Source organism: uncultured Microbacterium sp. (assembly GCF_937927635.1).
Taxonomy (GTDB): domain Bacteria; phylum Actinomycetota; class Actinomycetes; order Actinomycetales; family Microbacteriaceae; genus Microbacterium.
In genome coordinates this window covers 1-21,232 of record NZ_CALBRW010000037.1, presented here as the reverse complement: position 1 = coordinate 21,232, position 21,232 = coordinate 1, and the positions used below count along the sequence as shown (strand labels likewise).

General features: G+C 69.3%; 24 protein-coding genes. 13 read left to right on the top strand and 11 right to left on the bottom strand.

Annotated elements, in window-relative coordinates:
* Positions 1 to 7: 7 nt before the first annotated feature.
* On the bottom strand, positions 8 to 1,885 hold the full coding sequence (locus Q0568_RS14670) for an ABC transporter ATP-binding protein (RefSeq protein WP_298867944.1): 1,878 nt from the start codon (positions 1,883 to 1,885) through the stop codon (positions 8 to 10).
* Positions 1,886 to 2,042: 157 nt separating this feature from the next.
* On the opposite strand from Q0568_RS14670, the gene Q0568_RS14665 reads away from it, so the two are divergent.
* Both Q0568_RS14665 and Q0568_RS14660 read left to right on the top strand, forming a co-directional pair.
* Positions 2,043 to 3,521 (top strand): MDR family MFS transporter, encoded by a 1,479-nt coding sequence (locus Q0568_RS14665; RefSeq protein WP_298867812.1) that lies wholly within the window; start codon positions 2,043 to 2,045, stop codon positions 3,519 to 3,521.
* Positions 3,522 to 3,726: 205 nt separating this feature from the next.
* On the top strand, positions 3,727 to 4,815 hold the full coding sequence (locus tag Q0568_RS14660; RefSeq protein WP_298867810.1) for a 3-deoxy-7-phosphoheptulonate synthase: 1,089 nt from the start codon (positions 3,727 to 3,729) through the stop codon (positions 4,813 to 4,815).
* A 3-nt stretch (positions 4,816 to 4,818) separates the two neighbouring features.
* Here Q0568_RS14660 and Q0568_RS14655 read toward each other — a convergent pair whose 3' ends face one another.
* A complete protein-coding gene (locus tag Q0568_RS14655) occupies positions 4,819 to 4,965 on the bottom strand; it encodes a hypothetical protein (RefSeq protein ID WP_298867807.1) in 147 nt (48 codons plus the stop codon).
* A 129-nt stretch (positions 4,966 to 5,094) separates the two neighbouring features.
* On the opposite strand from Q0568_RS14655, the gene Q0568_RS14650 reads away from it, so the two are divergent.
* Positions 5,095 to 5,568, top strand: a complete 474-nt coding sequence (locus tag Q0568_RS14650; RefSeq protein ID WP_298867806.1) for a DUF6328 family protein — start codon at positions 5,095 to 5,097, stop codon at positions 5,566 to 5,568.
* A gap of 6 nt (positions 5,569 to 5,574) precedes the next feature.
* Here the strand turns inward: Q0568_RS14650 and Q0568_RS14645 are convergent, their stop codons facing one another.
* Positions 5,575 to 6,219 carry a DUF1345 domain-containing protein gene (locus Q0568_RS14645; RefSeq protein WP_298867804.1) on the bottom strand — a complete coding sequence of 215 codons (645 nt, stop codon included), beginning with the start codon at positions 6,217 to 6,219 and terminating at the stop codon, positions 5,575 to 5,577.
* Between the two features lie 145 nt (positions 6,220 to 6,364).
* Here Q0568_RS14645 and Q0568_RS14640 point away from each other — a divergent pair, with 145 nt between their 5' ends.
* Together Q0568_RS14640 and Q0568_RS14635 are read left to right on the top strand one after the other, a co-directional pair.
* Entirely contained in the window at positions 6,365 to 6,655 is a 291-nt protein-coding gene (locus tag Q0568_RS14640) for a Fe-S cluster assembly protein HesB (RefSeq protein ID WP_298867802.1), read from the top strand.
* Positions 6,656 to 6,740: 85 nt separating this feature from the next.
* Positions 6,741 to 7,316, top strand: a complete 576-nt coding sequence (locus tag Q0568_RS14635; RefSeq protein ID WP_298867800.1) for a 1-acyl-sn-glycerol-3-phosphate acyltransferase — start codon at positions 6,741 to 6,743, stop codon at positions 7,314 to 7,316.
* 4 nt (positions 7,317 to 7,320) lie between these two features.
* On the opposite strand, the gene Q0568_RS14630 is transcribed toward Q0568_RS14635, so the two are convergent.
* The 3 genes from Q0568_RS14630 to Q0568_RS14620 are packed head-to-tail and all read right to left on the bottom strand — an operon-like array spanning position 7,321 to position 9,357.
* Positions 7,321 to 8,409, bottom strand: coding sequence for a tellurite resistance/C4-dicarboxylate transporter family protein (locus Q0568_RS14630; RefSeq protein WP_298867798.1), 1,089 nt, complete (start codon positions 8,407 to 8,409; stop codon positions 7,321 to 7,323).
* A gap of 44 nt (positions 8,410 to 8,453) precedes the next feature.
* The gene (locus tag Q0568_RS14625) at positions 8,454 to 8,813 is read right to left on the bottom strand and encodes a YchJ family metal-binding protein (RefSeq protein WP_298867796.1); all 360 of its coding nucleotides are present in this window, start codon (positions 8,811 to 8,813) and stop codon (positions 8,454 to 8,456) included.
* Between the two features lie 4 nt (positions 8,814 to 8,817).
* On the bottom strand, positions 8,818 to 9,357 hold the full coding sequence (locus Q0568_RS14620; protein WP_298867794.1) for an alpha/beta hydrolase: 540 nt from the start codon (positions 9,355 to 9,357) through the stop codon (positions 8,818 to 8,820).
* Between the two features lie 134 nt (positions 9,358 to 9,491).
* Here Q0568_RS14620 and Q0568_RS14615 point away from each other — a divergent pair, with 134 nt between their 5' ends.
* Both Q0568_RS14615 and Q0568_RS14610 read left to right on the top strand, forming a co-directional pair.
* Positions 9,492 to 9,815 (top strand): hypothetical protein, encoded by a 324-nt coding sequence (locus Q0568_RS14615; protein WP_298867792.1) that lies wholly within the window; start codon positions 9,492 to 9,494, stop codon positions 9,813 to 9,815.
* Entirely contained in the window at positions 9,812 to 10,153 is a 342-nt protein-coding gene (locus Q0568_RS14610) for a hypothetical protein (RefSeq protein ID WP_298867790.1), read from the top strand. Before Q0568_RS14615 ends, Q0568_RS14610 begins: the two co-directional genes overlap by 4 nt.
* 15 nt (positions 10,154 to 10,168) lie before the next feature.
* Here Q0568_RS14610 and Q0568_RS14605 read toward each other — a convergent pair whose 3' ends face one another.
* The 4 genes from Q0568_RS14605 to Q0568_RS14590 are packed head-to-tail and all read right to left on the bottom strand — an operon-like array spanning position 10,169 to position 13,660.
* Entirely contained in the window at positions 10,169 to 10,525 is a 357-nt protein-coding gene (locus Q0568_RS14605) for a helix-turn-helix domain-containing protein (RefSeq protein WP_298867789.1), read from the bottom strand.
* A gap of 31 nt (positions 10,526 to 10,556) precedes the next feature.
* The gene (locus tag Q0568_RS14600) at positions 10,557 to 11,297 is read right to left on the bottom strand and encodes an anti-sigma factor (RefSeq protein WP_298867787.1); all 741 of its coding nucleotides are present in this window, start codon (positions 11,295 to 11,297) and stop codon (positions 10,557 to 10,559) included.
* A complete protein-coding gene (gene sigK / locus Q0568_RS14595) occupies positions 11,294 to 11,893 on the bottom strand; it encodes an ECF RNA polymerase sigma factor SigK (protein WP_298867785.1) in 600 nt (199 codons plus the stop codon). The genes Q0568_RS14600 and sigK overlap by 4 nt, the downstream gene beginning before the upstream one ends.
* A gap of 54 nt (positions 11,894 to 11,947) precedes the next feature.
* On the bottom strand, positions 11,948 to 13,660 hold the full coding sequence (locus Q0568_RS14590; protein ID WP_298867783.1) for a cytochrome c biogenesis protein CcdA: 1,713 nt from the start codon (positions 13,658 to 13,660) through the stop codon (positions 11,948 to 11,950).
* A 131-nt stretch (positions 13,661 to 13,791) separates the two neighbouring features.
* Here Q0568_RS14590 and Q0568_RS14585 point away from each other — a divergent pair, with 131 nt between their 5' ends.
* The 5 genes from Q0568_RS14585 to Q0568_RS14565 all read left to right on the top strand — a co-directional run bounded on the left by Q0568_RS14585 (position 13,792) and on the right by Q0568_RS14565 (position 19,432).
* Positions 13,792 to 14,451, top strand: coding sequence for a fasciclin domain-containing protein (locus Q0568_RS14585; protein ID WP_298867942.1), 660 nt, complete (start codon positions 13,792 to 13,794; stop codon positions 14,449 to 14,451).
* A gap of 205 nt (positions 14,452 to 14,656) precedes the next feature.
* Entirely contained in the window at positions 14,657 to 16,297 is a 1,641-nt protein-coding gene (locus Q0568_RS14580; protein ID WP_298867781.1) for a proton-conducting transporter membrane subunit, read from the top strand.
* Positions 16,294 to 18,879: a DUF2309 domain-containing protein gene (locus Q0568_RS14575; RefSeq protein WP_298867779.1), complete on the top strand. Its 2,586-nt coding sequence runs from the start codon at positions 16,294 to 16,296 to the stop codon at positions 18,877 to 18,879. Before Q0568_RS14580 ends, Q0568_RS14575 begins: the two co-directional genes overlap by 4 nt.
* Positions 18,880 to 18,950: 71 nt before the next feature.
* Entirely contained in the window at positions 18,951 to 19,205 is a 255-nt protein-coding gene (locus tag Q0568_RS14570) for a hypothetical protein (protein ID WP_298867777.1), read from the top strand.
* Complete coding sequence (locus Q0568_RS14565) at positions 19,202 to 19,432, top strand: DUF2249 domain-containing protein (protein ID WP_298867775.1); 231 nt, start codon at positions 19,202 to 19,204, stop codon at positions 19,430 to 19,432. The genes Q0568_RS14570 and Q0568_RS14565 overlap by 4 nt, the downstream gene beginning before the upstream one ends.
* A gap of 82 nt (positions 19,433 to 19,514) precedes the next feature.
* Here the strand turns inward: Q0568_RS14565 and Q0568_RS14560 are convergent, their stop codons facing one another.
* Positions 19,515 to 20,072, bottom strand: a complete 558-nt coding sequence (locus tag Q0568_RS14560) for a helix-turn-helix domain-containing protein (protein WP_298867772.1) — start codon at positions 20,070 to 20,072, stop codon at positions 19,515 to 19,517.
* A gap of 83 nt (positions 20,073 to 20,155) precedes the next feature.
* On the opposite strand from Q0568_RS14560, the gene Q0568_RS14555 reads away from it, so the two are divergent.
* Positions 20,156 to 21,181 carry an NAD(P)/FAD-dependent oxidoreductase gene (locus Q0568_RS14555; RefSeq protein WP_298867768.1) on the top strand — a complete coding sequence of 342 codons (1,026 nt, stop codon included), beginning with the start codon at positions 20,156 to 20,158 and terminating at the stop codon, positions 21,179 to 21,181.
* Positions 21,182 to 21,232 lie beyond the last annotated feature (51 nt).

The window sequence follows — 21,232 nt, the reverse complement described above, 5'->3', positions numbered from 1 at the left end:
AGCGGCGTCAGCCCGCGGCGCCCTCGATGCGGGATGCCGCCACCTGCTGGGCGGCGAGCTCGGCGTACAGCCCTCCGGCGGCCAGCAGCTCGGCGTGCGTGCCGGACTCCACGATGCGCCCGCCCTCGATGACGTGGATGACGTCGGCGCCCATCACGGTCGACAGCCGGTGCGCGATGGAGATCACGGTGCGTCCCTTGGCCGCTTCGTCCAGCGCCTCCTGCACCACGCGCTCGGAGACCGTGTCCAGCGCCGAGGTCGCCTCGTCCAGCAGCAGCACCGGCGGGTCCTTCAGCAGCACGCGGGCGATGGCGATGCGCTGCTTCTCGCCGCCGGAGAGCCGGTAGCCGCGCTCTCCCACGATCGTGTCGTAGCCGTCCTCGAAGCCCGTGATGATGTGGTGGATGTTGGCCGCCCGGCAGGCGGCCTCGAGCTCGGCATCCGTGGCATCCGGCTTGGCGTACCGCAGGTTCTCGCGGATCGTGGAGTGGAACAGGTAGGTCTCCTGCGACACGATTCCCACGTCGTCGATGATCGAGCCCTGCGTGAGCATGCGCACGTCCGCGCCGGCGAACCGCACTGACCCGCCGGATGCCTCGTACAACCGCGGAGCGAGATACAGGATGGTGGTCTTGCCCGCGCCGGACGGCCCCACGAATGCGACATGGCTGCCGGGTTCGGCGACGAAGGAGACGTGGTCCAGGGTCGGGCGGCTGTCGCGCGCGGCATCCGGGTAGTGGAACACGACGTCGCGGAACTCGACGTGCCCGCGCGGGCCGGGCGCAGACGCCGCGTCGACGGCATCCGGCGCATCGCTGATCTGCGGGACCATGTCGAGGTACTCGAAGATGCGCGCGAACAGCGCCTTGGAGGTCTGCAGGTCCAGGGCCACGCGCATGAGTCCCATCAGCGGCATGAGCAGGCGCGCCTGCACGGTGGTGAACGCGACGATGGCGCCGGCGGTGATCTCCGGCGCGCCGCCGGAGAGGAAGAAGCCCGCGACGAGGTAGATGATGGCGGGGATGCTGGACATGAGCACCTGCACCACGGCGAAGAATCCCTGGCCGCTCATGGCCTGCCGCACCTGCAGGCGCACCTGGTTGCGGTTCTCGTCCTGGTAGCGGGCGGACTCGGTGCGCTGCCGGTTGAAGGACTTCGACAGCAGGATGCCCGAAACGCTCAGCGTCTCCTGCGTGATGCTGGTCAGCTCCGAGAGCGACTCCTGCGTCTGCCCGGCGATGCGTGCGCGCACCTGCCCGACGCGGCGCTGCACGACGACGAGGACCGGCATCATCACCACGGCGATCAGCGTGAGGCGCACGTCGATGAGCAGCATGGCCACCAGCGAGGCGATGACGGTGACGGTGTTGCCCAGGATGCTGGTGACGGTGTTGGTGAGCACGCCGGAGACCCCGCCGACGTCGTTCTGCAGCCGGGATTGGATGACTCCGGTCTTGGTGTGCGTGAAGAAGCCCAGCTGCATGGCCTGCAGGTGGTCGAACAGCCGCACGCGCAGATCGCCGGTGACCCGGTTGCCGACCGTGGAGGTGAGCCAGGTCTGCGCGACGCCGAGCCCCGCGGAGAGCAGGTACAGCCCGATCATCACGCTCACCAGCGCCACCAGCAGCGGGATGTGCGGGCCGCCTCCCTGCAGCGGGAACAGGGCGTCGTCGAAGATGCGCTGCACCAGCAGCGGCGGGATGACGGCCAGGCCCGCGCCGATGACCACCAGCAGCGCGGTGATCATCAGCCTGCCGCGGTACGGAGTGAACAGCGCCATCACGCGCCTGCCGAGTCCGTCGATCTGCGGCGCCTGCGCGTTCAGCTTCCGCTGCGCGGCCTCGTCCACCCCGCGGAATGCCCCGCCGCGCCCGCCTCTGACCATGCTCACCTCCTCAGGCTAATGCGCACGGGGACGGGGACCCCCGGGAGGGAATGGAATGTCGGTGCCTCGCGTTACGCTGTAACGCTGATCCGCTGCTCGCACGCCGCATCCCTCACACCTTTCGCACGTCGCGCACCTCACACTTCTCAGGAGTCCCATGCCCTCTGCCGACACCGGCACCGTGCCCGTCCCGCCCCGGACCGGCATCATCCCCGCCAAGGACATGGCCGTCATCTGGGTGCTGCTGTCCGCGGCGTTCGTGGCCATCCTGAACGAGACCACGATGGCCATCGCCATCCCCCATCTCATCCACGATCTGAGCATCTCCCCGATCGCCGCGCAGTGGGTCACCAGCGCATTCATGCTGACCATGGCCGTGGTGATCCCCATCACGGGATTCCTGCTGCGACGCTTCACCACACGGCAGATGTTCCTGGCCGCCATCACGCTCTTCTCCGTCGGCACTCTGCTGGCCGCGCTGGCCACTGGCTTCCCGATGCTGCTCGGCGCCCGCGTCGTGCAGGCCTCCGGCACCGCGGTGATGATGCCGCTGCTGATGACCACCATCATGGAGCTGGTGCCCGCGGCATCACGCGGACGCATGATGGGCCGGGTGAGCGTGGTGATCTCGCTGGCTCCCGCCATCGGCCCCACGCTGTCCGGCTTCCTGCTGGACCATTTCGGCTGGCGCGCGATCTTCTTCGTGGTGCTGCCCATCGCACTGGTGGCGATGTTCATCGGCTGGCGCTGGCTGACCGACGTCGGCGAGAGCGTGCGGGCGCCCATCGATGGGCTCTCCATCGTGCTGTCGGCATTCGGCTTCGGCGGGCTCGTGTTCGGGCTCAGCCAGATCGGCGGTCTGGGCAGTGGCGGCGGCACGCTGCAGCTGGTCATCGCACTGGCGTTCGGCGTCGTCGGCCTGGGCCTGTTCCTCTGGCGCCAGGTGGTGCTGCAGCGGAGGGACGACGCGCTGCTGGACCTGCGCGTGTTCGCCTCGCGCGACTTCACGCTGTCGATCGTGCAGATGTTCCTGCTGTCGCTGGCGTTCTTCGGCAGCATCACCGTCATCCCGCTGTATCTGCAGAACGCGCTGCGACTGACCGCCCTGGAAGCCGGTCTCGTGGCACTTCCCGGCGCTCTGGCGATGGGCCTGCTGGGTCCGGTTATCGGGCGCATCTACGATAGGCGCGGAACGCGCATCCTGCTCATCCCCGGCTCGGTGCTCGCCGCCGCCATGCTGTGGGTGTTCACCACGGTCACCACCGGCACTCCGGTGTGGCTGGTGCTCGTGGCTCAGACCCTGCTGTCGGTGGGGCTCGCACTGTCGTTCACGCCGTTGTTCACGGCCTCGCTGGCCTCGCTCAAGCGCCGGTTCTACTCCTACGGGAGTGCCGTCGTCGGCACCGTGCAGCAGGTGGCGGGCGCCGCCGGCATCGCCGTGATGATGGCCGTGTTCACGACGGTCTCCGCCTCCGGCGGTGGCACGGACGCACCGGTCGCCGTGGCGGCGGGAGCCCGCGCATCGCTGCTGATCGGGGCCGTCATCGCCACCGTCACGATCATCGGCGCGTTCCTGATCCGCAAGCCTGCCGACGACCTCGAGGATGCCGACCAGCAGGCGCCCGTCGGGCACTGACGTCACACGGCATCCGGCGCTGCGCGCGTGCGGTAGTGTTCTGGACATGACCCGTTGGTTCGCGTATTTTCGGCCGGCTCTGGAGGAGCCGGCGCAGAGCTAGCGCGCACCGACACCTTCAGAGCCGTAAGGGCAGAGCATCCGCTCTGCCCTTCGCCGTTTCGGCGGGCTCTGCACGGGGTCCGCCTTCGAGAGGACAGGACCCATGCCCACCATCGACGCACTCCGGAGCACCAGCGATCTGCACGTGCGCGGCTTCGCCGCACTCCCTTCACCCGCGGAGGTGATCGAGGAGCTCCCCGCCGGAGACCTGCTCGCCTCCACCGTCGCTCGCGGCCGCGACGACGTGCGGGCCGTCATGAGAGGCGCGGATGACCGGCTGCTCGTGATCGTCGGCCCGTGCTCGATCCACGACGTGGACGCCGGGATCGAGTACGCCCGGATGCTGGCATCCGAGGCCGAGGCGCACCGCGACGACCTGCTGATCGTCATGCGCACCTACTTCGAGAAGCCCCGCACCACGGTCGGCTGGAAGGGCCTGATCAACGACCCGCGCCTCGACGGCAGCCATGACATCGCCGCAGGGCTGCGCCTGGCGCGAGGCTTCCTGCGAGACGTGACGGCGCTGGGCCTGCCGTGCGCCACGGAGTTCCTCGAGCCGATCAGCCCGCAGTACACCGCCGATCTCATCGCGTGGGGCGCCATCGGCGCGCGCACCACCGAGAGCCAGATCCACCGGCAGCTGGCATCCGGCCTGTCGATGCCGATCGGGTTCAAGAACGGCACCGACGGCGGTCTTCAGGTGGCACTGGATGCTGCATCCGCCGCATCCGCTCCCCAGGTGTTCCTCGGGATCGGAGGTGACGGCAGAGCCAGCCTGGTGACGACGACCGGCAACCCCGACACGTCGGTGATCCTGCGCGGCGGCGCTGACGGGCCGAATTACGGAGCCGAGCACGTGCGCGCGGCCGCGCAGCGGCTTGCCGCCACCGGACTCATCGACCGGCTGATCGTGGACGCCAGTCACGGCAACAGCGGCAAGGACCACCTGCGCCAGGCGGAGGTGGCAACGGAGCTGGCCGAGCAGATCGCCTCGGGCGGGCGCAGCATCGCGGGCGTCATGCTGGAGAGCAACCTGGTCGCGGGCGCACAGAAGCACGATGTGGCGGCGGGGGCTGCGGGTCTCGTGCGAGGGCAGAGCATCACCGACGCGTGCATGGGCTGGGATGCCACTGTTCGCGCCCTCGGTGAGCTGGCGCAGGCGGTGCGCGGCCGTCGCGTCAGCGCCGTGTGAGGATCACTCGGATGCCGCGGTCTGCGGCAGCACGCAGTAGCCGTCGGTGCACAGGCCCGCCTGGGCGTCGTCCTGCAGCAGCTGCAACGACGGCGGCGCGGTGAGCACCTGCGCGGGCGTCTGCGTCTGGGGAACCTGCTGATCGGCCATCCCTCGATGCTACGCCGTGCAGAACGGTGAAGGGCCGGGATTCCGCCCTGACGCCGCAGCGCATGGGGATCGCTCACGTACGAGGCGGTACGTCGTGCGCAACCGCCGCAGCGCGAGTAGCGTGCGGCCATGGACGACGAGACCTCCCGCCCCGACGAGACCGCTTCGCAGCGCGCGGATCGCAACTGGAACGAGCTCATGCAGGAGCTTCGGGTCATGCAGACCGGCACCCAGGTGCTCGCGGGCTTCCTGCTGGCGGTCGTGTTCCAACCGCGCTTCAACGAACTGGATGCCGTGCAGCACGGCCTGTACACCGTGCTGGTGGTGCTCGCGGCGCTCGCGACCATCCTCGCCCTCGCTCCGGTCGGCATGCACCGGATGCTGTTCCATCAGCATCGGAAGGTGATGCTGGTGCGGGTGGCCAACCGGCTCGTGAAGGCCGACCTGATCGTGGTGGGCGCGCTGACCGTGGGCGTCGTCGCGCTCATCCTCGATCTGACGATGAGCAGGCCCGTCGCCGTCACCGCAGCGGCCGTCGGGCTGCTGGTGACCGTCGCGCTCTGGGCCGTCCTGCCCGAGCTGCTGCGCCGTCGGCGGGGCTGACGACCGTCAGCTCCCGAGGCTGGTCACGAGGTTGATCACGGTGGCGACGATGACCGCGCCGAACAGGTACGCCAGCGTGGTCTGCGCGATCACCACGCGGCGCACCGCGTTGGCCGTGACGTTGGTGTCGGCGACCTGGTAGGTCATCCCGAGTCCCAGCGAGAAGTACGCGAAGTCGGTGTACTCCGGGTCGTCCTGCTGATTGAAGATGATCCCGCCGACCTCGTCGGCGTAGTAGATCCGGGCGTAGCGCAGCATGTAGTCGACCTGGATCAGGCCCCAGGACGCCGCGACGCCGAGCACCGCGATGCCCGCCAGCAGGTATCCCTCGACGCTCCCGGCATGCCGGGCCTGCAGCACGACCAGGCCGACCGCGACGAGGCTGATCAGACTGCCGATGATGGCGATGGTGCGGGCCGTCCGGCGGCCCGGATCCTCGGCTGTCGCGTGCGCTCTGGTCGCCGCGGCATCCATGGGCCAGACGGTCACGAGCACCCAGACGGTGTTGATGACACCGAGGGTGCCCCAGCCGCCGACGACGCCGGCGGCAGGACCGAGAACCGCCCCCATCGCCACGCCGGCGAGGATGCCGATCGCCGCAGAGACGACCAGGCGCAGGCGCGCGGACAGTCGGGCAGCGCGATCATCCATGAGCGAATGCTACGCGCTGCGAACGAGCCAGGTGTGAATGCGCTCAGAGTCCGAGGATGCGGGTTGAAGGCTCTGCCCGAGTGGGGAAACGTGGCTCGGACACCGCCCCGGACGGTGCGGTGTCCGCAACCGGAAGGAGAGCCGAATGCTCACCCTGACCGACAATGCCAACACGATCGCGGCGACCATCGTCGCCCAGCAGAGCACCACGCCGGATGCGGGCCTGCGCATCCACTCGTCGGGCACGACGGACGAGCCGCGGTTCTCTGTCACCGTCGCGCCCGTGCCGGAGCCCGGAGACGAGGTGATCGGCGACGAGGAATTGCACGTGTTCCTCGAGCAGGCCGTCGCGGAGGCCCTGGACGACAAGGTGCTCGATGCCACGGTCGACGAGGAGGGGGCGGTGTCGTTCACGCTGCTCCCCCAGCCCGCCTGACGCACGCGCACACGAAGAGCCGCCGTCCTCGACGGCGGCTCTTCGTATGCCCGGGTGCGCATGCGCCCTCCCCTACCGTGGAGACATGATCCGTCGCCTGATCGCTCGGGTGTTCTGGGCGTTCAGCCGGTGGACGCTCACGACCGAACCCGCACCCACCCGCCCGACCGTGCTCATCGGCGCCCCGCACACCTCGAACTGGGACTTCGTGCTGATGCTGGCCATCGCCTGGAGGCTCGGCATCGACGTGCGGTGGATGGGCAAGAACACCCTGTTCACCGGCTGGCGAGGACCCATCATGCGAGCGCTGGGCGGCATCGCCGTGGACCGGAACGATCCCGGCCGGGTGGTCGGCGACGTGGTCGAGCAGGTTCGCGCCGGCGACGTGTTCGGGCTGGTGATCACCCCCGACGGCACGCGCAAGGGCCACTCGCACTGGAAGTCCGGCTTCTACCGCATCGCCCGCGAGACCGGGATGCCGGTGACGCTGGGCTACGTCGACCGCACGACGATGACGACGGGACTCGGCCCGACCATCGAGCTGACCGGAGATGTCGCCGCCGACATGGACCGCATCCGCGCGTTCTACGCCGACAAGGCGGGTCTACGGCCCGACCACCGCGTCGAACCCCGTCTGCGCGAGGAGCTCTCGGCCGCCTGACGCGCTACGCGCCGACGCGCCGTGCGCGCGTCGACGCCCACAGCACGTTCACCAGATGGTGCACCAGGCCGGCGAACACAGCCGCCCAGACGATCACGGCGACGATGAGAGCCACGTCCCCGACCGCACCGGCCGCGGGCAGGGCATCCGCCTTGCCGAGCGAGATGGATGCCACAGCGATCATGCCGACCGGGAACACCATCGACCACAGCGCAGGAACGTAGCGCAGCGGCACCCGGTGCAGCACATGGCGCCAGATGCCCGCGCCGACCAGCAGTGGGATCAACCACAGGCAGAACACCCAGAAGATGACGACGGTCGCGGCGATCAGCGGTCGCACCGCGTCGACCAGCGGCGTGCGATCCATCTGCACGATGCCGGCGCCGGCGACCACGGCGATCGCCAGTGCGCCCATGGCCACCCAGTAGGGCGGCTCGAACTGCTGCGGGGTCACCCCGTACTGCACCACGCGCAGCAGCACCATGACGGCCATCGCCGCATACAGGATCACGCCGACCGACCAGGCCAGCACCGCCAGCAGGCCGATCCACTGCGCGAGCTCGGAGTCGGCCTGCGGCCGGAGCTGCCCCATGCCGACCGCCAGCGACTGGCTGGCGACGGCCCACACGAACCACGTGCCGTTGGCGCTGGCGAGGATCACCTTGCCGTCGCGCGTCATCATCACCTGCCACGGCAGCACGTAGCCGAACACGAACCAGATCAGCGCGGCGAACAGGAACAGCGATGCGGCGACCGGCATCCAGCCCTCCTGGCAGAGGCGCACGCCCACCACATCGGCCGCGGCCACCACGGTGAAGTAGGCGAACGCCTTCTCGGGGTCGCGCAGGTCGGCGACCACGCGATCCCAGAATGCGATGGCACGCCAGATGTACAGCACCCACAGCCCGACGAACAGCGCGGCCGTGATCCACATCAGCACCGCGGACGGCACGAGGAGCCCGGCGTCGTGCAGGCCGATCGAGACGATGCCCGTACCCATCACGGCGGCGAAGTAGCCGGGTGCGAGTCGCCCGACCTCGAACCGGATCGGAGAAGCAGGAGACTCCGTCTCCGTCGCCGCTGTCTCGCTCATGATCCGCTTCTCGTCGGTTTCGGCGACGTCTGCCGCCCGATCCATTATCGCCTGCGACGGATCGCGCTCCCGGGCTGCGCGTCGAACAGGTCGCCGTCGACGTAGAACCAGCGGCCGCCCTCGCGCACGAATCGCGAGCGCTCGTGCAGGATGCCGAGCGAGCCGTCGCCCTGCAGATAGGTGGCGCGGAACTCGACGACGCCGGTGGCGGCGTCCGCTCCTGCGTCGACCGCGTCGATGATCTGGAGGCCGCGCCAGTGCGGATTGTCGGTCAGGTCCAGTTCGGCGGGCCGGGTGGACGGATGCCAGGTGCGCAGCAGCCACGCGGCATCCGCGCGCTTGAAGGCCGCGAACCGCGACCGCATCAGCGCCTCGGCCGTGGTGGGCTCGTCCTGCGGGGTCACCGGCTCAGTCCCAGTCCAGGTACTCCTCGATGATGACGGCGGTCTCGATCGGATGCGTCACCGGGAAGTGGTGGTCGGCGCCGTCCACCGTCTTGATGCTGGCGCGCTCGGGAGCGGTGGCCTGCAGCCTCTCGCCATTGACGGGCGGGGTCACGACATCGTCGGTGGCCTGCACGATCAGCACCGGCAGTGCCGGGGCGAGGGCGATGTCCTCATCTTCGACGCCGAGCAGCAGCAGTCCGTTGGAGCGCTCGTGGTGCTCTGCGACGACACGGCGTGCGAGCGTGCCGCCGGAGCCGTGGCCGCCGATCCAGGCATCCTCGATGCCGAGGTGGTCCATCACGGCGATCACGTCGTCGACGACGTCGGCGCCGATCTGGACGACGTGGAAGCCCGCCTCCGAGGCCAGGTAGTGCGCGATCACGCCCAGCGCCTCACCGGTGCGGCCGATGCCGTGGATGAGCACGAGGGGAACGGGCCCCTCCCCCTCGTCGACGTACTCGACGGTGCGGCCGTCCGCCTCGAAGATGCTGGTCTGCGCCACGGTCGCCTCCTGGTCGTTCGCGGCCGCCGCAGAAGTTCGGCACCGCCCAGACAACGGTATTCACCCGGTCGCCGGCAGACAAGTCGGGAGAGCACGGGGTTCCGCGCGAGCAGGAGCGGGGTTAGCCTGTGCCGATGGACGTCGAAGAGGTGGACGCGTTCGTCGCGGGGCTGGACGGATGCCGCAGACGTCGCGCCGACGGACGCACCGGCTGGTACGTGGACGGACTGCTGGTCGTGCGGCCCGATGCGCCGGGCACGATCCTCGTGCGCGTGGACTCCGCGCAGCGCGAGCAGCTGCTGGCCCGGCATCCGGAGACCTTCGGCGTCCCGCCGAAGTGGGAGGCGCACGAGAAGGTGCAGGCGACCCTGGACGGCGATGCTGATGCCATCCGAGAGGCGATCACGATGGCGTGGGAGCGACAGCGCACGGCCCGCGCCGAGGAGGAGAGACCATGACGCAGTACATCATCTATTTCAATCAGCAGTGGGTCGGCGAGCACCCCGAGGAGTGGTTCGCCGCCCGTGGACCGCTGGCCAGGTCCGTGGTCGACGAGATCAGGTCCGCCGGCGAGTACGTGTTCGCCGGCGGGGTGGACGAGGACATGTCTCGCGCCTTCCGCGTGAGCGTGACCGACGACGGATCCGAGATCGAGTCGGGGCAGCACGCACCCGGCGAGCAGTACATCGGCGGCTTCACGATCGTCGACGTCGAGGACGACGAGAAGGCGAAGTTCTGGGCCCGGGCGATCGCCGAGGCGTGCGGCTGGCCGCAGGAGGTCCGCCAGGTCGTGTGACCCGGGCGGCCCGGATCAGCCTGCGGCAGGGGTTTCAGGAGGCGGAATCTCTGGAGATCCCCGGCCCTCCTCCGCTGCAGCCGGATGCTCCCCCGGCGCGAATCCGGTGAGCACCGAGACCAGCTGATCCAGGTCGGCATGACGATCCATCGGATGCCGCATCGGCAGCCCCGGCGGCACGCGGTACACGTTGCGGCGCCCGGCCTTGTCGCGCTCGATGTAGCCGGTCTCGACCAGATCGGTCATGATGCGCTGCGTCGCGCGCTCGGTGATGCCGACGATGTCGGCGATGTCGCGCAGCCGGGCTTCCGGGTCCTTCACGACGCACAGGAACACGTGCGCGTGATTGGTCAGGAATGTCCACGCCGGCATGACGTCATGTTAACAGGTGGTGGGCTGGATCTCATGCCGTCGGGATGACCAGGATGGGTTCACTCGTCGGAGCACCCGTCACGGATCCACCCGCCTGCTCCACGGTGACCGCGATCGCGTCGCCCGCATGCATGCGGCCCTTCAGCTCCGCGGTGGTCGTCCCGTCCGCCGCGGAGAACACACCGGCTGAGACGGGGGTCTCACCGCGCACGAACCAGAGTTCGTACGTCTTCGCCTCGTCCAGGCGCTGAAGTCCCTTGACCACCAGCACCGCCTCGCCCGACGCGGCCGACCAGTGCGCGGTGGCTGTGCCGCCAGACGGCACGTCCACCGTGCGCTGAGCCGCATCCGGAGCGCTCTCGATGTTCTCCAGTGCGACCACCGCGGCCGGGCGCAGCAGCTGCGGGATCACCATCGACGCGGCGATCCCCAAGCCCGCCACGAGAATCAGGCATGCGGCCAGCGTGAACAGCAGGCGTCGCGGATGCCGGTCTGCGGCACCGCGCGCAGATGCCGGTAGCACGGGCGATGCGAACGGCTGCCCCTGCGGCATGTGAGCGATCTGCGCGAGAAGCTCTCCGCGGATGCCTGCCGGCGGCGCCACCTCCGCCACCCCCTCGGACAGCAGTGCAGCCGTGGCCTCGTCATCCCGTGCGCTGTCGGCCCACTCCGGGTGGGCGGCGAGCGCAGCGTCATATCTCTGCTCATCGCTGCGAGAGAGCGCGCCCAGACTGTGCCCGGCCGCGAGCTCCGCGAACTCCGCCTCGTTCATGCGTTCACCCCCCAGAGCGCCCGCAGGCGCGTCAGTCCGTCTCTCATCCGGGTCTTCACCGTCCCCAGCGGCGCGCCCGTGATCGTCGCGATCTCGCTCTGCGAGTATCCGCCGTAGTACGACAGCACGAGCGTCTCGCGCTGCGGGTCAGGAAGGGCCGACAGAGCGCGCACCACCCGTTCCCCGTCTATGGAGAGCTCGACCTGCTCGGAGACGCTGTCGTGCATGACATCCATGTCACGCCTCCCCACCCGCACATCGCGGTCCGCGCCCGCCTGCGCCGACCGCACCCGATCGACGGCGCGCCGGTGAGCGATCGTGAGGATCCAGGTGCGCCCGCGTCCCCGGCTCGCGGTGAACCGCGATGCGGACTGCCAGATCTCCAGGAACACCTCCTGCAGCACCTCTTCGCTCTGGGAGCGGTCGACCAGCACGCGCAGGATGAGTCCGAACACCCTCGAGGAGAGCATGTCGTAGAGTTCTGCGAACGCCGCCTGGTCGCCATCGGCGACGCGTTCGAGGAGGCCGGATGCGGGATCATCTCCCTCGTCCCGCTCCGTATGCTCTCTGTCGTCGATCACCATTGCTACCAGCATGCCTCACCTCCGTTCTTCTGCGTGCAGGCAACGCTTCGGCCCTCGTCCGATCGGTCATCCGAAGGTGAACGAGTACGCCTCGACCCCGACGGGCACGGTCACCGTGATCGAGCCGCGGTGCGCCGAGGATCCCGTGCGCAGCGCGTACGAGCGAGGAGCGCCACCGACCTCGATGGTCTTCGTCGCTCCGGTCCCGTCTCTGACGGTCACCGTTCCGGCGCCGCCCAGAACCATCCGCACCTGGGACGCGTGGTACCGCAGGCGCACCTGCGCAGGTGCGTCGCCGGGCGTGGCGTACTGGGTCTGCACGTTCCAGGAGCCTGCCAGCGCGAAGCTGTCCTCGGGCTGGCTGAGCGGCAGCGAGTAGCTCCGGATGCCGGCCCGATACGGTGCAGCACCACCGAAGTTCTCCGCCTTGGTGGCCCCGAGGAACGTCTCCTGCGTGGTCGATCCCAGCTTCGGAGTCCGATCGGCGACCTCCGTGGGTTTCGGCAGGTCCACCCCCGGGTCAGCATCCTTCAGCAGCTCCCGGATGAGGCGCTCCGTGGTCGCATAATCGCCCTCGCCGAAGGAGATGTGCCGCACCACGCCGTCGGAATCGATGAGATAGTGCGCGGGCCAGTACCGATTGCGGTAGGCCGTCCACGTCGCGAGGGAGTTGTCCAGCGCGACCGGGTACTCGATCCCGAAGTCACGGGCGCCCGCCTGGACATTCGCCGGGTCCTTCTCGAACGCGTACTCGGGTGAATGCACGCCGATCACCTGCAATCCGGCGGCGGAGTAGGCCTTGTCCCACGCCACGACATGGGGAATGGAGCGCTGGCAGTTGATGCAGGAGTACGCCCAGAAGTCGATCAGGACGACCTTGCCGTGGAGGCTGCCCAGCTCCACCGGCTGTCCACCGGGCGTGTTCAGCCATTGCTGGATCCCGCGGATCTTCGGCGCCGTCCCGCAGTTCTGCAGTTGCGTCGCGTTGTTCGTGCAGCGCTCGAGATCGCGGTTCTCGTCGGTCACGAGGCCGCCGAGGCCGAGTGATCCGCCCTGCGGCGAGTCCACCAGATCCTGCTGGACGCCTGCGGTGTAGTCCGGCAGCAGACGCTGCAGCGCCTGCGGCACGTTGAAGACCAGCCCGATGGCGAGTGCGATCATCGCGACTCCCGCCGTGATCCGCAGCCCTCGCTCCCGGTTGCGGAAGGCCCTGATCCGCTGGACCACGCTGCGGCCGGCCAGCGCGAAGGCCAGCAGCGGAACAGCGACTCCGACGGCGAAGGAGACCGTCAGGACAACCGTGTCCAGCCCGATCCTCCCGGTGGCGCCGGCCACGATGATCGCCGCGAGCACGGGACCCGCGCACGGCACGAAGACGGCGCCGAGGGCGAGACCCACGCCGAAGCCGCTTCCCCTGTTCTCCACGTTCCTGCGCGGCAGCCACTGGAACGGCTTCTCCAGCAGCTGCTCGATCCTCGGCACGATGAGCCCGACACCCAGCACGACGAGCACGACGATCCCGGCCCACCGGATGACGTCCTGAGGCAGTCGCAGCAGCCCCAGGAGCAGCGAGCCGAGCAGGGTGACGAGGGAGAAGCTCAGCACCAGTCCGGCGATCACCAGGAACGGCCGGCTTCTCCGCGCCGGGAGGACGTCGCCCCCGTCTCCCCCGCCCGACGGGGTTCCGCCGGTGAGGAAGATGACCGGCAGCACCGGCAGGATGCACGGCGAGATGCCGGTGATGAGTCCGCCGAGCAGTCCGATGATGATCAGGTCCATGGTCCTGCCTTCCGTCGTGGGTTGTTCGGTCGGCGAGGACGATCGGATTGGATTCCATCCGATCCACCGTCCGCTCCGAAGAAACGTCGACGCCGCGGGAAGGCCGCGGCTCGGATCTACGGAGGTAGATGATGTTCAGCTCCAAGAAGAAGTTCGCTGCAGCGGTTTCCCTGGGCTTCGCCGGCCTGCTCGTGCTGTCCGGCTGCTCGATGAGCTCGGAATCGACGGCCAAGACCCCGGCGTCCTCGTCGGAGTCGTCCCCGGCATCCAGCGCGCCCGCGACCATGGATCCGGCGGCGGATCTGGTCGGACCCGGATGCGCGGCGTATGCGAAGGCCGTGCCCGACGGCGCCGGCTCCATCCAGGGGATGTCGCAGGATCCGGTCGCTGTGGCGGCGTCCAACAACCCGATGCTGACGACCCTCGTCTCGGCGGTGAGCGGCAAGCTCAACCCGGATGTGAACCTGGTCGACACGCTGAACGGCAGCGAGTTCACGGTCTTCGCCCCCGTCGACGACGCCTTCGCGAAGATCCCGGCGGCGACCATCGACGGGCTGAAGACCGACGCGAAGACGCTCACGACGATCCTCACCTATCACGTGATCCCCGGACAGCTCGACCCGACTCAGATCGTCGGAACGCACAAGACGGTCGAAGGCGCGGACGTCACCGTGACCGGCAGCGGCGATGACCTCATGGTCGGCGGCGCGAAGGTGCTCTGCGGTGGCGTGCACACCGCCAACGCGACCGTCTATCTGATCGACTCGGTGCTGATGCCGCCGAGCAACTGACACTGCCCCTCGATCGACGAGGGCGCCCGGACCTGTCCAGAGGCCCGGGCGCCCTCGTCCGCGCACGGCCGACCGCTCCGTCACATAAGACCTGACCGTCAATACCGGACAACTTAGTCTGCTATTCTGAGTCCTGTAATCACTGTCGCATGAGCCTGGAGGCGTTCGTGATCGCTATCACCAACACAGCCCCGGCGAGCCTCGCATGAGCCTCACCGCCGTACTGCTGACCATCGGCATCGCCGCCCCCGGATTCGCGTCTCTGCTCGCGCTGCTCCCCGGCGTGCGCCGCGCCATCCGACGCCTGGGCGTGATCGGCGCAGCGTTCGGCCTGACGGCCGCTCTCGCGCTGGCGATCCTCGTCGGCGTCTCGGGGCAGGCGACCACGATCCGCCTCGGCGCAGATGATGGCCTGTGGTTCGGCACGACGGCGGACAGGCTCACCGTCCTCCTGCTGCTGCTCGTCAGCTTCGTGAACACCGTCGTCCAGGTGTTCGCACGACGGCAGCTGCTCGGCGACGACAGCGCGGCTCGGTTCGTCATCCGCTCCGGCCTGCTCATCTCAGCGACGGCCGTCATGGTCACCTCGGCATCCGTGATCACGCTCGCGGCGGGATGGACGGCATCCGGTCTGGCTCTGATCGCTCTCGTGTCGATGCACTGGCCGCAGCCTGCTGCCCGCGACGCGGCCCGGCACACCGCCCGCATGATCCTCATCGGCGACGCCGCCCTGTGGGTCGCGGTGGTGCTCCACCTCACGCACGGCGGGACCCAGGACATCAGCGCACTCGTGCCCGCTCCGGATGCCGGTCCCGTGACCGGCACGATCATCGCCGTTCTGCTCGTGGTCGCCGCTGCCGCGCGCTGTGCGCAGCTGCCCTTCCACCGCTGGCTGTCGGCCTCGCTGGTTGCACCCACCCCCGTCTCGGCGATCCTGCATGCCGGCGTCGTCAACGCGGGCGGAATCCTGCTGGTGCGCCTGTACCCGCTGGTGGGAGCCAGCCTGTGGGCGACCGGCCTCACGTTCGCGGTCGCCGCCGTCGGCACCGTGTACGCGACGCTGATCATGCTGGCCCGCCCTGACATCAAGGGCGCCCTGGTCTACTCGACGATCGCGCAGATGGCGTTCCTGCTGCTGGCCTGCTCGCTGGGGCTGCTGGCCGCCGCGATCTCGCACCTGATCGCCCACGGCATGTTCAAGTCCACGCTGTTCCTCGGATCCACCTCCACTGTCGGATCCCACGTCCGCCACGAGGACGAACCGGCGCTCGCGCCCCTGAGTCGCATCCGACTGGTGGCGCTGGGCGTGCTGAGCATCACCGTCGCCGCCGCATCGGTCGCCGCGCTCGCCGGCGTGCTGCGCCCCGAGTCGCATGCCAGCGGCGCGGTGCTCATGGCGTTCGCTGCGCTGACCGCGGCATCCGCCGGGTGGGGCTGGATCCACCGCAGGCCGACAGGCTCCGGCATCGCGATCCTCCTCATCGCGGTTCCACTCATGGCTGCGGCTTATCTGACGATCCTCACCGCGATCACTCGCTTCCTGGATCAGGACCTCGCACCGATGGGCGCCGCGGCAGCACCCGCATGGGCGTTCGCCGCGCTGCTGGTGGCGCTGGTCGCCGCCTGGTTCGCTCCCTCGCAGGCACGGCGCTTCCCGCGGGCGGCCGCATGGCTGTATGCGCACGTCCTGGCCGCAGGGCAGCCCATCCGGTTCCAGTCGCGCGCGATGACGGCGCCCCGCACGATGCCGTATCCGCATCCGCACGGCGTCGTGCCCATCCCCCGCGTGGGCCGCCCGCTGGTCGCCGTCATGCCCGAGCCCGCGTCTGAGGGAGTGCGGCTGTGAGCCGCGGCGAGACAGCCCTGGAGATCTCCGACGCCGAGGAAGCACGCCGCCGCCTGAACCGGGACGTGATCGAGGCGAGCCGGATCTTCACCGGGACCTGGCCCCTGCAGGACTTCATCTCGGGCAACCCGCTCGAGGGGCTGATCGACGAGCCCTTCACCGAGGCCGCACGGATCGCCGGTCAGCTGCTGGGTTCTCGCGTCATGCCGCCGGAGACGTGGATGCGCGAGCTGTACAAGGACGGCAGGATCACGGATGCCGATCTGCGGCGAGCGCTGCAGACCCTCGCGCCCCGCGTGTTCGAGCAGCCGTCGATCATCGTCGGCAGCACGGTGTTCGAGCCGGACGAGATCATCCTGGTGGACCTGCTGCACGGACTCACCGTCCCGACGCCGAAGCGCACGCAGCTCACGCTCGCGCAGCGCCTCGACTCCGACATCGCGGCACGCATCGAGACGCATGTGATCACCTACCTCGGCGGATACTTCGGCGAGGGGCAGGCGACCTGGTCGATGCCCGCGCGGCAGAGCGGGCTGTTCGCGGCCTGGCGCGGCCTGGCGCCGCACACTCCGAGGCTGCCGCGGCGCACCAGAGCGAGTCTGAGAGCCGTCGACGCCGAACCCGCGGATGCCCTGCTGCACGCCCTCGCCGAGCTGGGCGTTCCCGACTCCGAACGCGTCGAGTACCTCCGCTGCCATCTGTCGAGCCTGCCGGGGTGGACGGCTCGCATCCGCGGACGCCAGGCGGATCCTGCGCACGAGATCGCGGATCTCCGGGAGTACCTGGCCCTGCGGGTGAGCGTCGAGGCCGCCTTCCTGGTGCCCGAGCACGCGGGCACCACGGCGTACGAGGCTGCCCGCTGGATCCCCGTTCAGGCGCCGGTTCTGCCCGGCCCGCGCGAGCGCGCGGCGCACGTTCTCTCGCTGCTCTCCGCCGACGCAACGCCGGAGGATCGCGACACCGTCGCCGATCTGCTCATCCACGTGCCGCTGCGCCGTCGCGAGCTGATCTGGCTGGAGGCGTACGAAGCCCACTATCGCGACGGACTGCTGACCGCGATGGATGCTCCCCGTGCTCTGCCGCCCGCTCCGGCGGCGCCGTTCGCGCAGGTGGCCTGCTGCATCGACAACCGCGCCGAGGGACTGCGGCGGCATCTGGAGGAGACCGGTCCGTACCAGACCATGGGATTCGCCGGCTTCTTCTCCGTCGCCATGCGCTTCGCCCCGCTGCTCAGCGCGACGCACCGCCACCAGCACCCGGGCCCCGGAACGTCGCAGTTCGATCTCACCGAGTCGCCGGCCCCCGGTCACGACGGTGAGAACGCGCGGCACCTCGCGGGCCGGCAGATGGCCGCCGCGGTGCAGTCCTCCTGGCACACGGCCGAGGAGGTGCCCGGAGCGGCGTTCATCCTCGCCGAGGCGACCGGCTGGGCGGCCGGGCCCATCGCCGCAGCGCGGACGCTGGCTCCGCACGCATCCAGCGCCCTGCTCCGGAAGGCCACCGGCAGACTCGCCCCCGAGGCCACGACCGACATCACGCTCGACGCGCTCACCCCTGATCAGCGCGCACAGACCGCCGTGACGATCCTCACACTGCTCGGGCTGACCGACGGCTTCGCGCGACTCGTGGTGTTCACCGGTCACAGCGCCAGCACGACCAACAACCCGTACCAGGCCGTACTGGACTGCGGCGCCTGCGGCGGGCACCCCGGCGCTCCGAACGCCAGGGCGGCCGCCGAGCTGCTGAATCGGACCGATGTGCGCGACGCGCTGGTCGAGCACGGCATCCGCATCCCGGCATCCACGCTCTTCGTCGCGGCGGAGCACAACACGACCACCGACGAGGTCGCCGTCCTCGACGCGCACCTCATCCCCGCCGACCATGCAGATGACGTGGCACGACTGCGCGCCGACTTCGAGACCGCGGGCGAGCAGCTCGCGCTGGAGCGGGTCGAGACGTTGCCCGCCGCCGCAGGGCACGGCAACGGCCGGGCTGCCGTGCGCCACGTGCGCACGCGCTCGGTCGACTGGGCGCAGGCGTTTCCGGAATGGGGCCTCGCGGGCAACACGGCGACCATCATCGCCCCGCGCGCGCTGACCCGCGGCGTGAACCTGGACTGCCGCGTGTTCCTGCACGACTACGACCACCGCGGCGACGCCGACGGCTCGGTGCTGGAGACGCTGCTCATGGGCCCGACGATCGTGGCGCAGTGGATCAGCTGTCAGTACTACTTCTCCGCTGTCGACCACCAGAAGCTGGGCGCCGGGTCGAAGACGCTGCACAACGTCGTCGGGGGCGGCCAGGGTGTCATGGCCGGGCCGACCACCGACCTGCAGGTGGGGCTGCCGTGGCAGTCGCTGTCGGACGGCATCCGCCTGCGGCACGAGCCGATGAGGATGCTGACGCTCGTCGAGGCTCCCACCTCGCGACTCGACGAGATCATCGAGCGGAACCCGATGCTGCGCGATCTGGCCGCGAACGCCTGGATCACCCTGTGCGCGCGGGAGGGCGACGGCGAGCCATGGCTCCGCTATTCGTCGGCCGGGTGGAGTCCGCTGATCCGCGGCGCGGTCGCGCATTGATCGGTGCTCCCCACGGGGAGTAGTGTGTCATTTATCACGGCTTTTCCCGTGATAAATGAGGAGTGCGACAGATGGCAGACGACGGTCACGACGACGAAGCGCTCGCCGCGACCGTCGGAGTTCTCCTCAAGGCGCTGCGCCTGGTCGGCAAGTCCGGCGATCCGGATGCTGCCAACCGGCTCGCCGCGCGGGCCTGGCTCGCACTCCGCGACGAGCACCCGAGGCAGGCCGAGCTGCTCAACGGCGCCATGCACTACCTGGCACGCCTGCCGCAGACGACCGACCTGGATTCCGCATCTTCACCCAACAATCAGGAGGACCAATGAGCAACGACCCGCAGCTCGATGTGCGCAACGACGTGCCGCAGCGTCGGCATGAGCTGATTCTGCAGAACTACCACGACCTGGAGGCCGGCAAGGGCTTCGAGCTGATCAACGACCACGACCCGAAGCCGCTGTGGTACCAGTTCGACGCCGAGTTCAACGGCCAGTTCACCTGGGATTACCTCGAGCAGGGCCCGACGGTGTGGCGCGTCCGCATCGGCAAGCCCTGACTTCGGTCGCATGCTGATCGAGCCGGATGCCCGTGCACGTGGCATCCGGCTCGATCCCTGTCTGCAGGAGCCGCACTCGTCTTCAGACCGCGCCTCCGTCTCGGTGCACGACGAGCCCCTGCTGATCGAAGATCATGATCACCTCGGCGGGGCCGCCCTCGGCGATGAACGCATGCGGCGTCATGGTGGCGAACTCGGCGGCCTCGCCCGCCTCGACGAGGATCATGCGGTCGCCGAGCAGGAGCCGGATCCGCCCCTCGAGCACGAAGAACCAATCGTGGCCGGGGTGCACGCGCTGCTCGGGCATCATTCCGCTGGGCTCGAGGCGGACTTTCAGAGCCTTCATCTGGCCTGTCGCCTTGGAGAGCGCCCAGGTGGTGCGCGCGCCTTCCTGGCTGGGCACGGGACGGATCACCACGTCGGTGTCCACGTCGTCCTCGAGCAGGGTCTCCACGTCGGTCCGCAGCGCCCTCGCCAGGGGGAGGAGCACGTCCAGGCCGATCGAGCGCTTGCCGGTCTCGATCCGGCTGATGGTCGAGGTGCTCAGATGGGATCGTTCGGCCAGGTCGTCGAGTGACAGCGATTGCGCACGGCGCAGACTGCGCAGTCGGGTTCGGACGATCTGTTCGAGATCGGACATGAGGACGCTCCTCTCTCTGCGCGTAGTTTGCGAATTCTGCAAATGCCTGTCCAGTATACGCAATATCCTGCTATCGTCGAGCCATGTCCACCGCCCACGCATCCCACCAGCACGGCGATGATCGCACCCCGGCCGTCCGGCACACCGACGTCGCGATCATCGGAGGCTCGGCGGCCGGTCTGGCTGCCGCCCTGCAGCTCTCTCGCCAGAGGCGCTCGGTGATCGTCGTGGATTCCGGGCTTCCGAGGAACGCGTCAGCGGCTCAGATGCACAGCTACCTCGGACACGAGGGGCGCTCCCCCAGCGAATTCCTGAAGATCGCTCGAGCCGAGGTGCGTTCCTACGGCACGGAGATCCTCGCGGGGCAAGCCATCGCTGTCACTCGCGATGCCGATGCCTTCCGTGTCGAGCTGACCGGTGGCCACGTGCTCTTCGCTCGGCGCGTGGTGGCGGCGACAGGGCAGACCGATGAGCTTCCCGGCATCCCCGGCCTGGCGAAGCACTGGGGCGGATCAGTGATCCACTGTCCCTTCTGCCACGGCTACGAGGCGCGGGATGGGCGGATCGTCGCTCTCGTGACATCGCCCGCCGGTCTTCATGCACTGCCTCTCCTGCGCCAGCTCACCTCGCGACTGACGGTCGTGGTCCACGACGGCGTCTCCGCAGCCGACCAGCGGCTGGCAGCACTCTCGGATGCTGGAGTGCAGGTCATCGCCGCACCCGTCGACGAGATCCTCGACGACGAGGAGGGCCGGCTGCGCGCCCTGCGGATGACCGATGGCACCGAGGTGCCCGCTGACACCATCCTCGTCGGCACTCGTCTGCACGCACGGGTGGAGCCTTTCGCGGCCCTCGGGCTGACGGCGGGCGAGCACCCCAGTGGCACAGCGAGCCACGTCGATGCGGACAGCATCACGGGGCAGACGTCCGTGCCCGGGCTTTATGCCGCAGGCACCCTCGCCGAGCCCATGCTGCAGGTGCTGCCGACGGCGGCGGCCGGCGCACGGGTCGGTGCGATGGTCAGCTTCGATCTCGCCGAAGAAGACCTTCGGACCGCCTCCCGCCCGGTTGCCCATGCCGCCGACTGGGATGCTCGCTACCGCAGCTGAGTATTCGACCCTGTGAGCACCACTGATTATTGCGGTTGAGCACCACCGGAT

Bases quoted from the DNA above. Each gene is read 5' to 3' on its own strand.
- Q0568_RS14670 (WP_298867944.1), bottom strand. From the start codon at position 1,885: ATGGTCAGAGGCGGGCGCGGCGGGGCATTCCGCGGGGTGGACGAGGCC.
- Q0568_RS14665 (WP_298867812.1), top strand. From the start codon at position 2,043: ATGCCCTCTGCCGACACCGGCACCGTGCCCGTCCCGCCCCGGACCGGC.
- Q0568_RS14660 (WP_298867810.1), top strand. From the start codon at position 3,727: ATGCCCACCATCGACGCACTCCGGAGCACCAGCGATCTGCACGTGCGC.
- Q0568_RS14655 (WP_298867807.1), bottom strand. From the start codon at position 4,965: ATGGCCGATCAGCAGGTTCCCCAGACGCAGACGCCCGCGCAGGTGCTC.
- Q0568_RS14650 (WP_298867806.1), top strand. From the start codon at position 5,095: ATGGACGACGAGACCTCCCGCCCCGACGAGACCGCTTCGCAGCGCGCG.
- Q0568_RS14645 (WP_298867804.1), bottom strand. From the start codon at position 6,219: ATGGATGATCGCGCTGCCCGACTGTCCGCGCGCCTGCGCCTGGTCGTC.
- Q0568_RS14640 (WP_298867802.1), top strand. From the start codon at position 6,365: ATGCTCACCCTGACCGACAATGCCAACACGATCGCGGCGACCATCGTC.
- Q0568_RS14635 (WP_298867800.1), top strand. From the start codon at position 6,741: ATGATCCGTCGCCTGATCGCTCGGGTGTTCTGGGCGTTCAGCCGGTGG.
- Q0568_RS14630 (WP_298867798.1), bottom strand. From the start codon at position 8,409: ATGAGCGAGACAGCGGCGACGGAGACGGAGTCTCCTGCTTCTCCGATC.
- Q0568_RS14615 (WP_298867792.1), top strand. From the start codon at position 9,492: ATGGACGTCGAAGAGGTGGACGCGTTCGTCGCGGGGCTGGACGGATGC.
- Q0568_RS14610 (WP_298867790.1), top strand. From the start codon at position 9,812: ATGACGCAGTACATCATCTATTTCAATCAGCAGTGGGTCGGCGAGCAC.
- Q0568_RS14605 (WP_298867789.1), bottom strand. From the start codon at position 10,525: ATGCCGGCGTGGACATTCCTGACCAATCACGCGCACGTGTTCCTGTGC.
- Q0568_RS14600 (WP_298867787.1), bottom strand. From the start codon at position 11,297: ATGAACGAGGCGGAGTTCGCGGAGCTCGCGGCCGGGCACAGTCTGGGC.
- sigK (WP_298867785.1), bottom strand. From the start codon at position 11,893: ATGCTGGTAGCAATGGTGATCGACGACAGAGAGCATACGGAGCGGGAC.
- Q0568_RS14590 (WP_298867783.1), bottom strand. From the start codon at position 13,660: ATGGACCTGATCATCATCGGACTGCTCGGCGGACTCATCACCGGCATC.
- Q0568_RS14585 (WP_298867942.1), top strand. From the start codon at position 13,792: ATGTTCAGCTCCAAGAAGAAGTTCGCTGCAGCGGTTTCCCTGGGCTTC.
- Q0568_RS14580 (WP_298867781.1), top strand. From the start codon at position 14,657: ATGAGCCTCACCGCCGTACTGCTGACCATCGGCATCGCCGCCCCCGGA.
- Q0568_RS14570 (WP_298867777.1), top strand. From the start codon at position 18,951: ATGGCAGACGACGGTCACGACGACGAAGCGCTCGCCGCGACCGTCGGA.
- Q0568_RS14565 (WP_298867775.1), top strand. From the start codon at position 19,202: ATGAGCAACGACCCGCAGCTCGATGTGCGCAACGACGTGCCGCAGCGT.
- Q0568_RS14560 (WP_298867772.1), bottom strand. From the start codon at position 20,072: ATGTCCGATCTCGAACAGATCGTCCGAACCCGACTGCGCAGTCTGCGC.
- Q0568_RS14555 (WP_298867768.1), top strand. From the start codon at position 20,156: ATGTCCACCGCCCACGCATCCCACCAGCACGGCGATGATCGCACCCCG.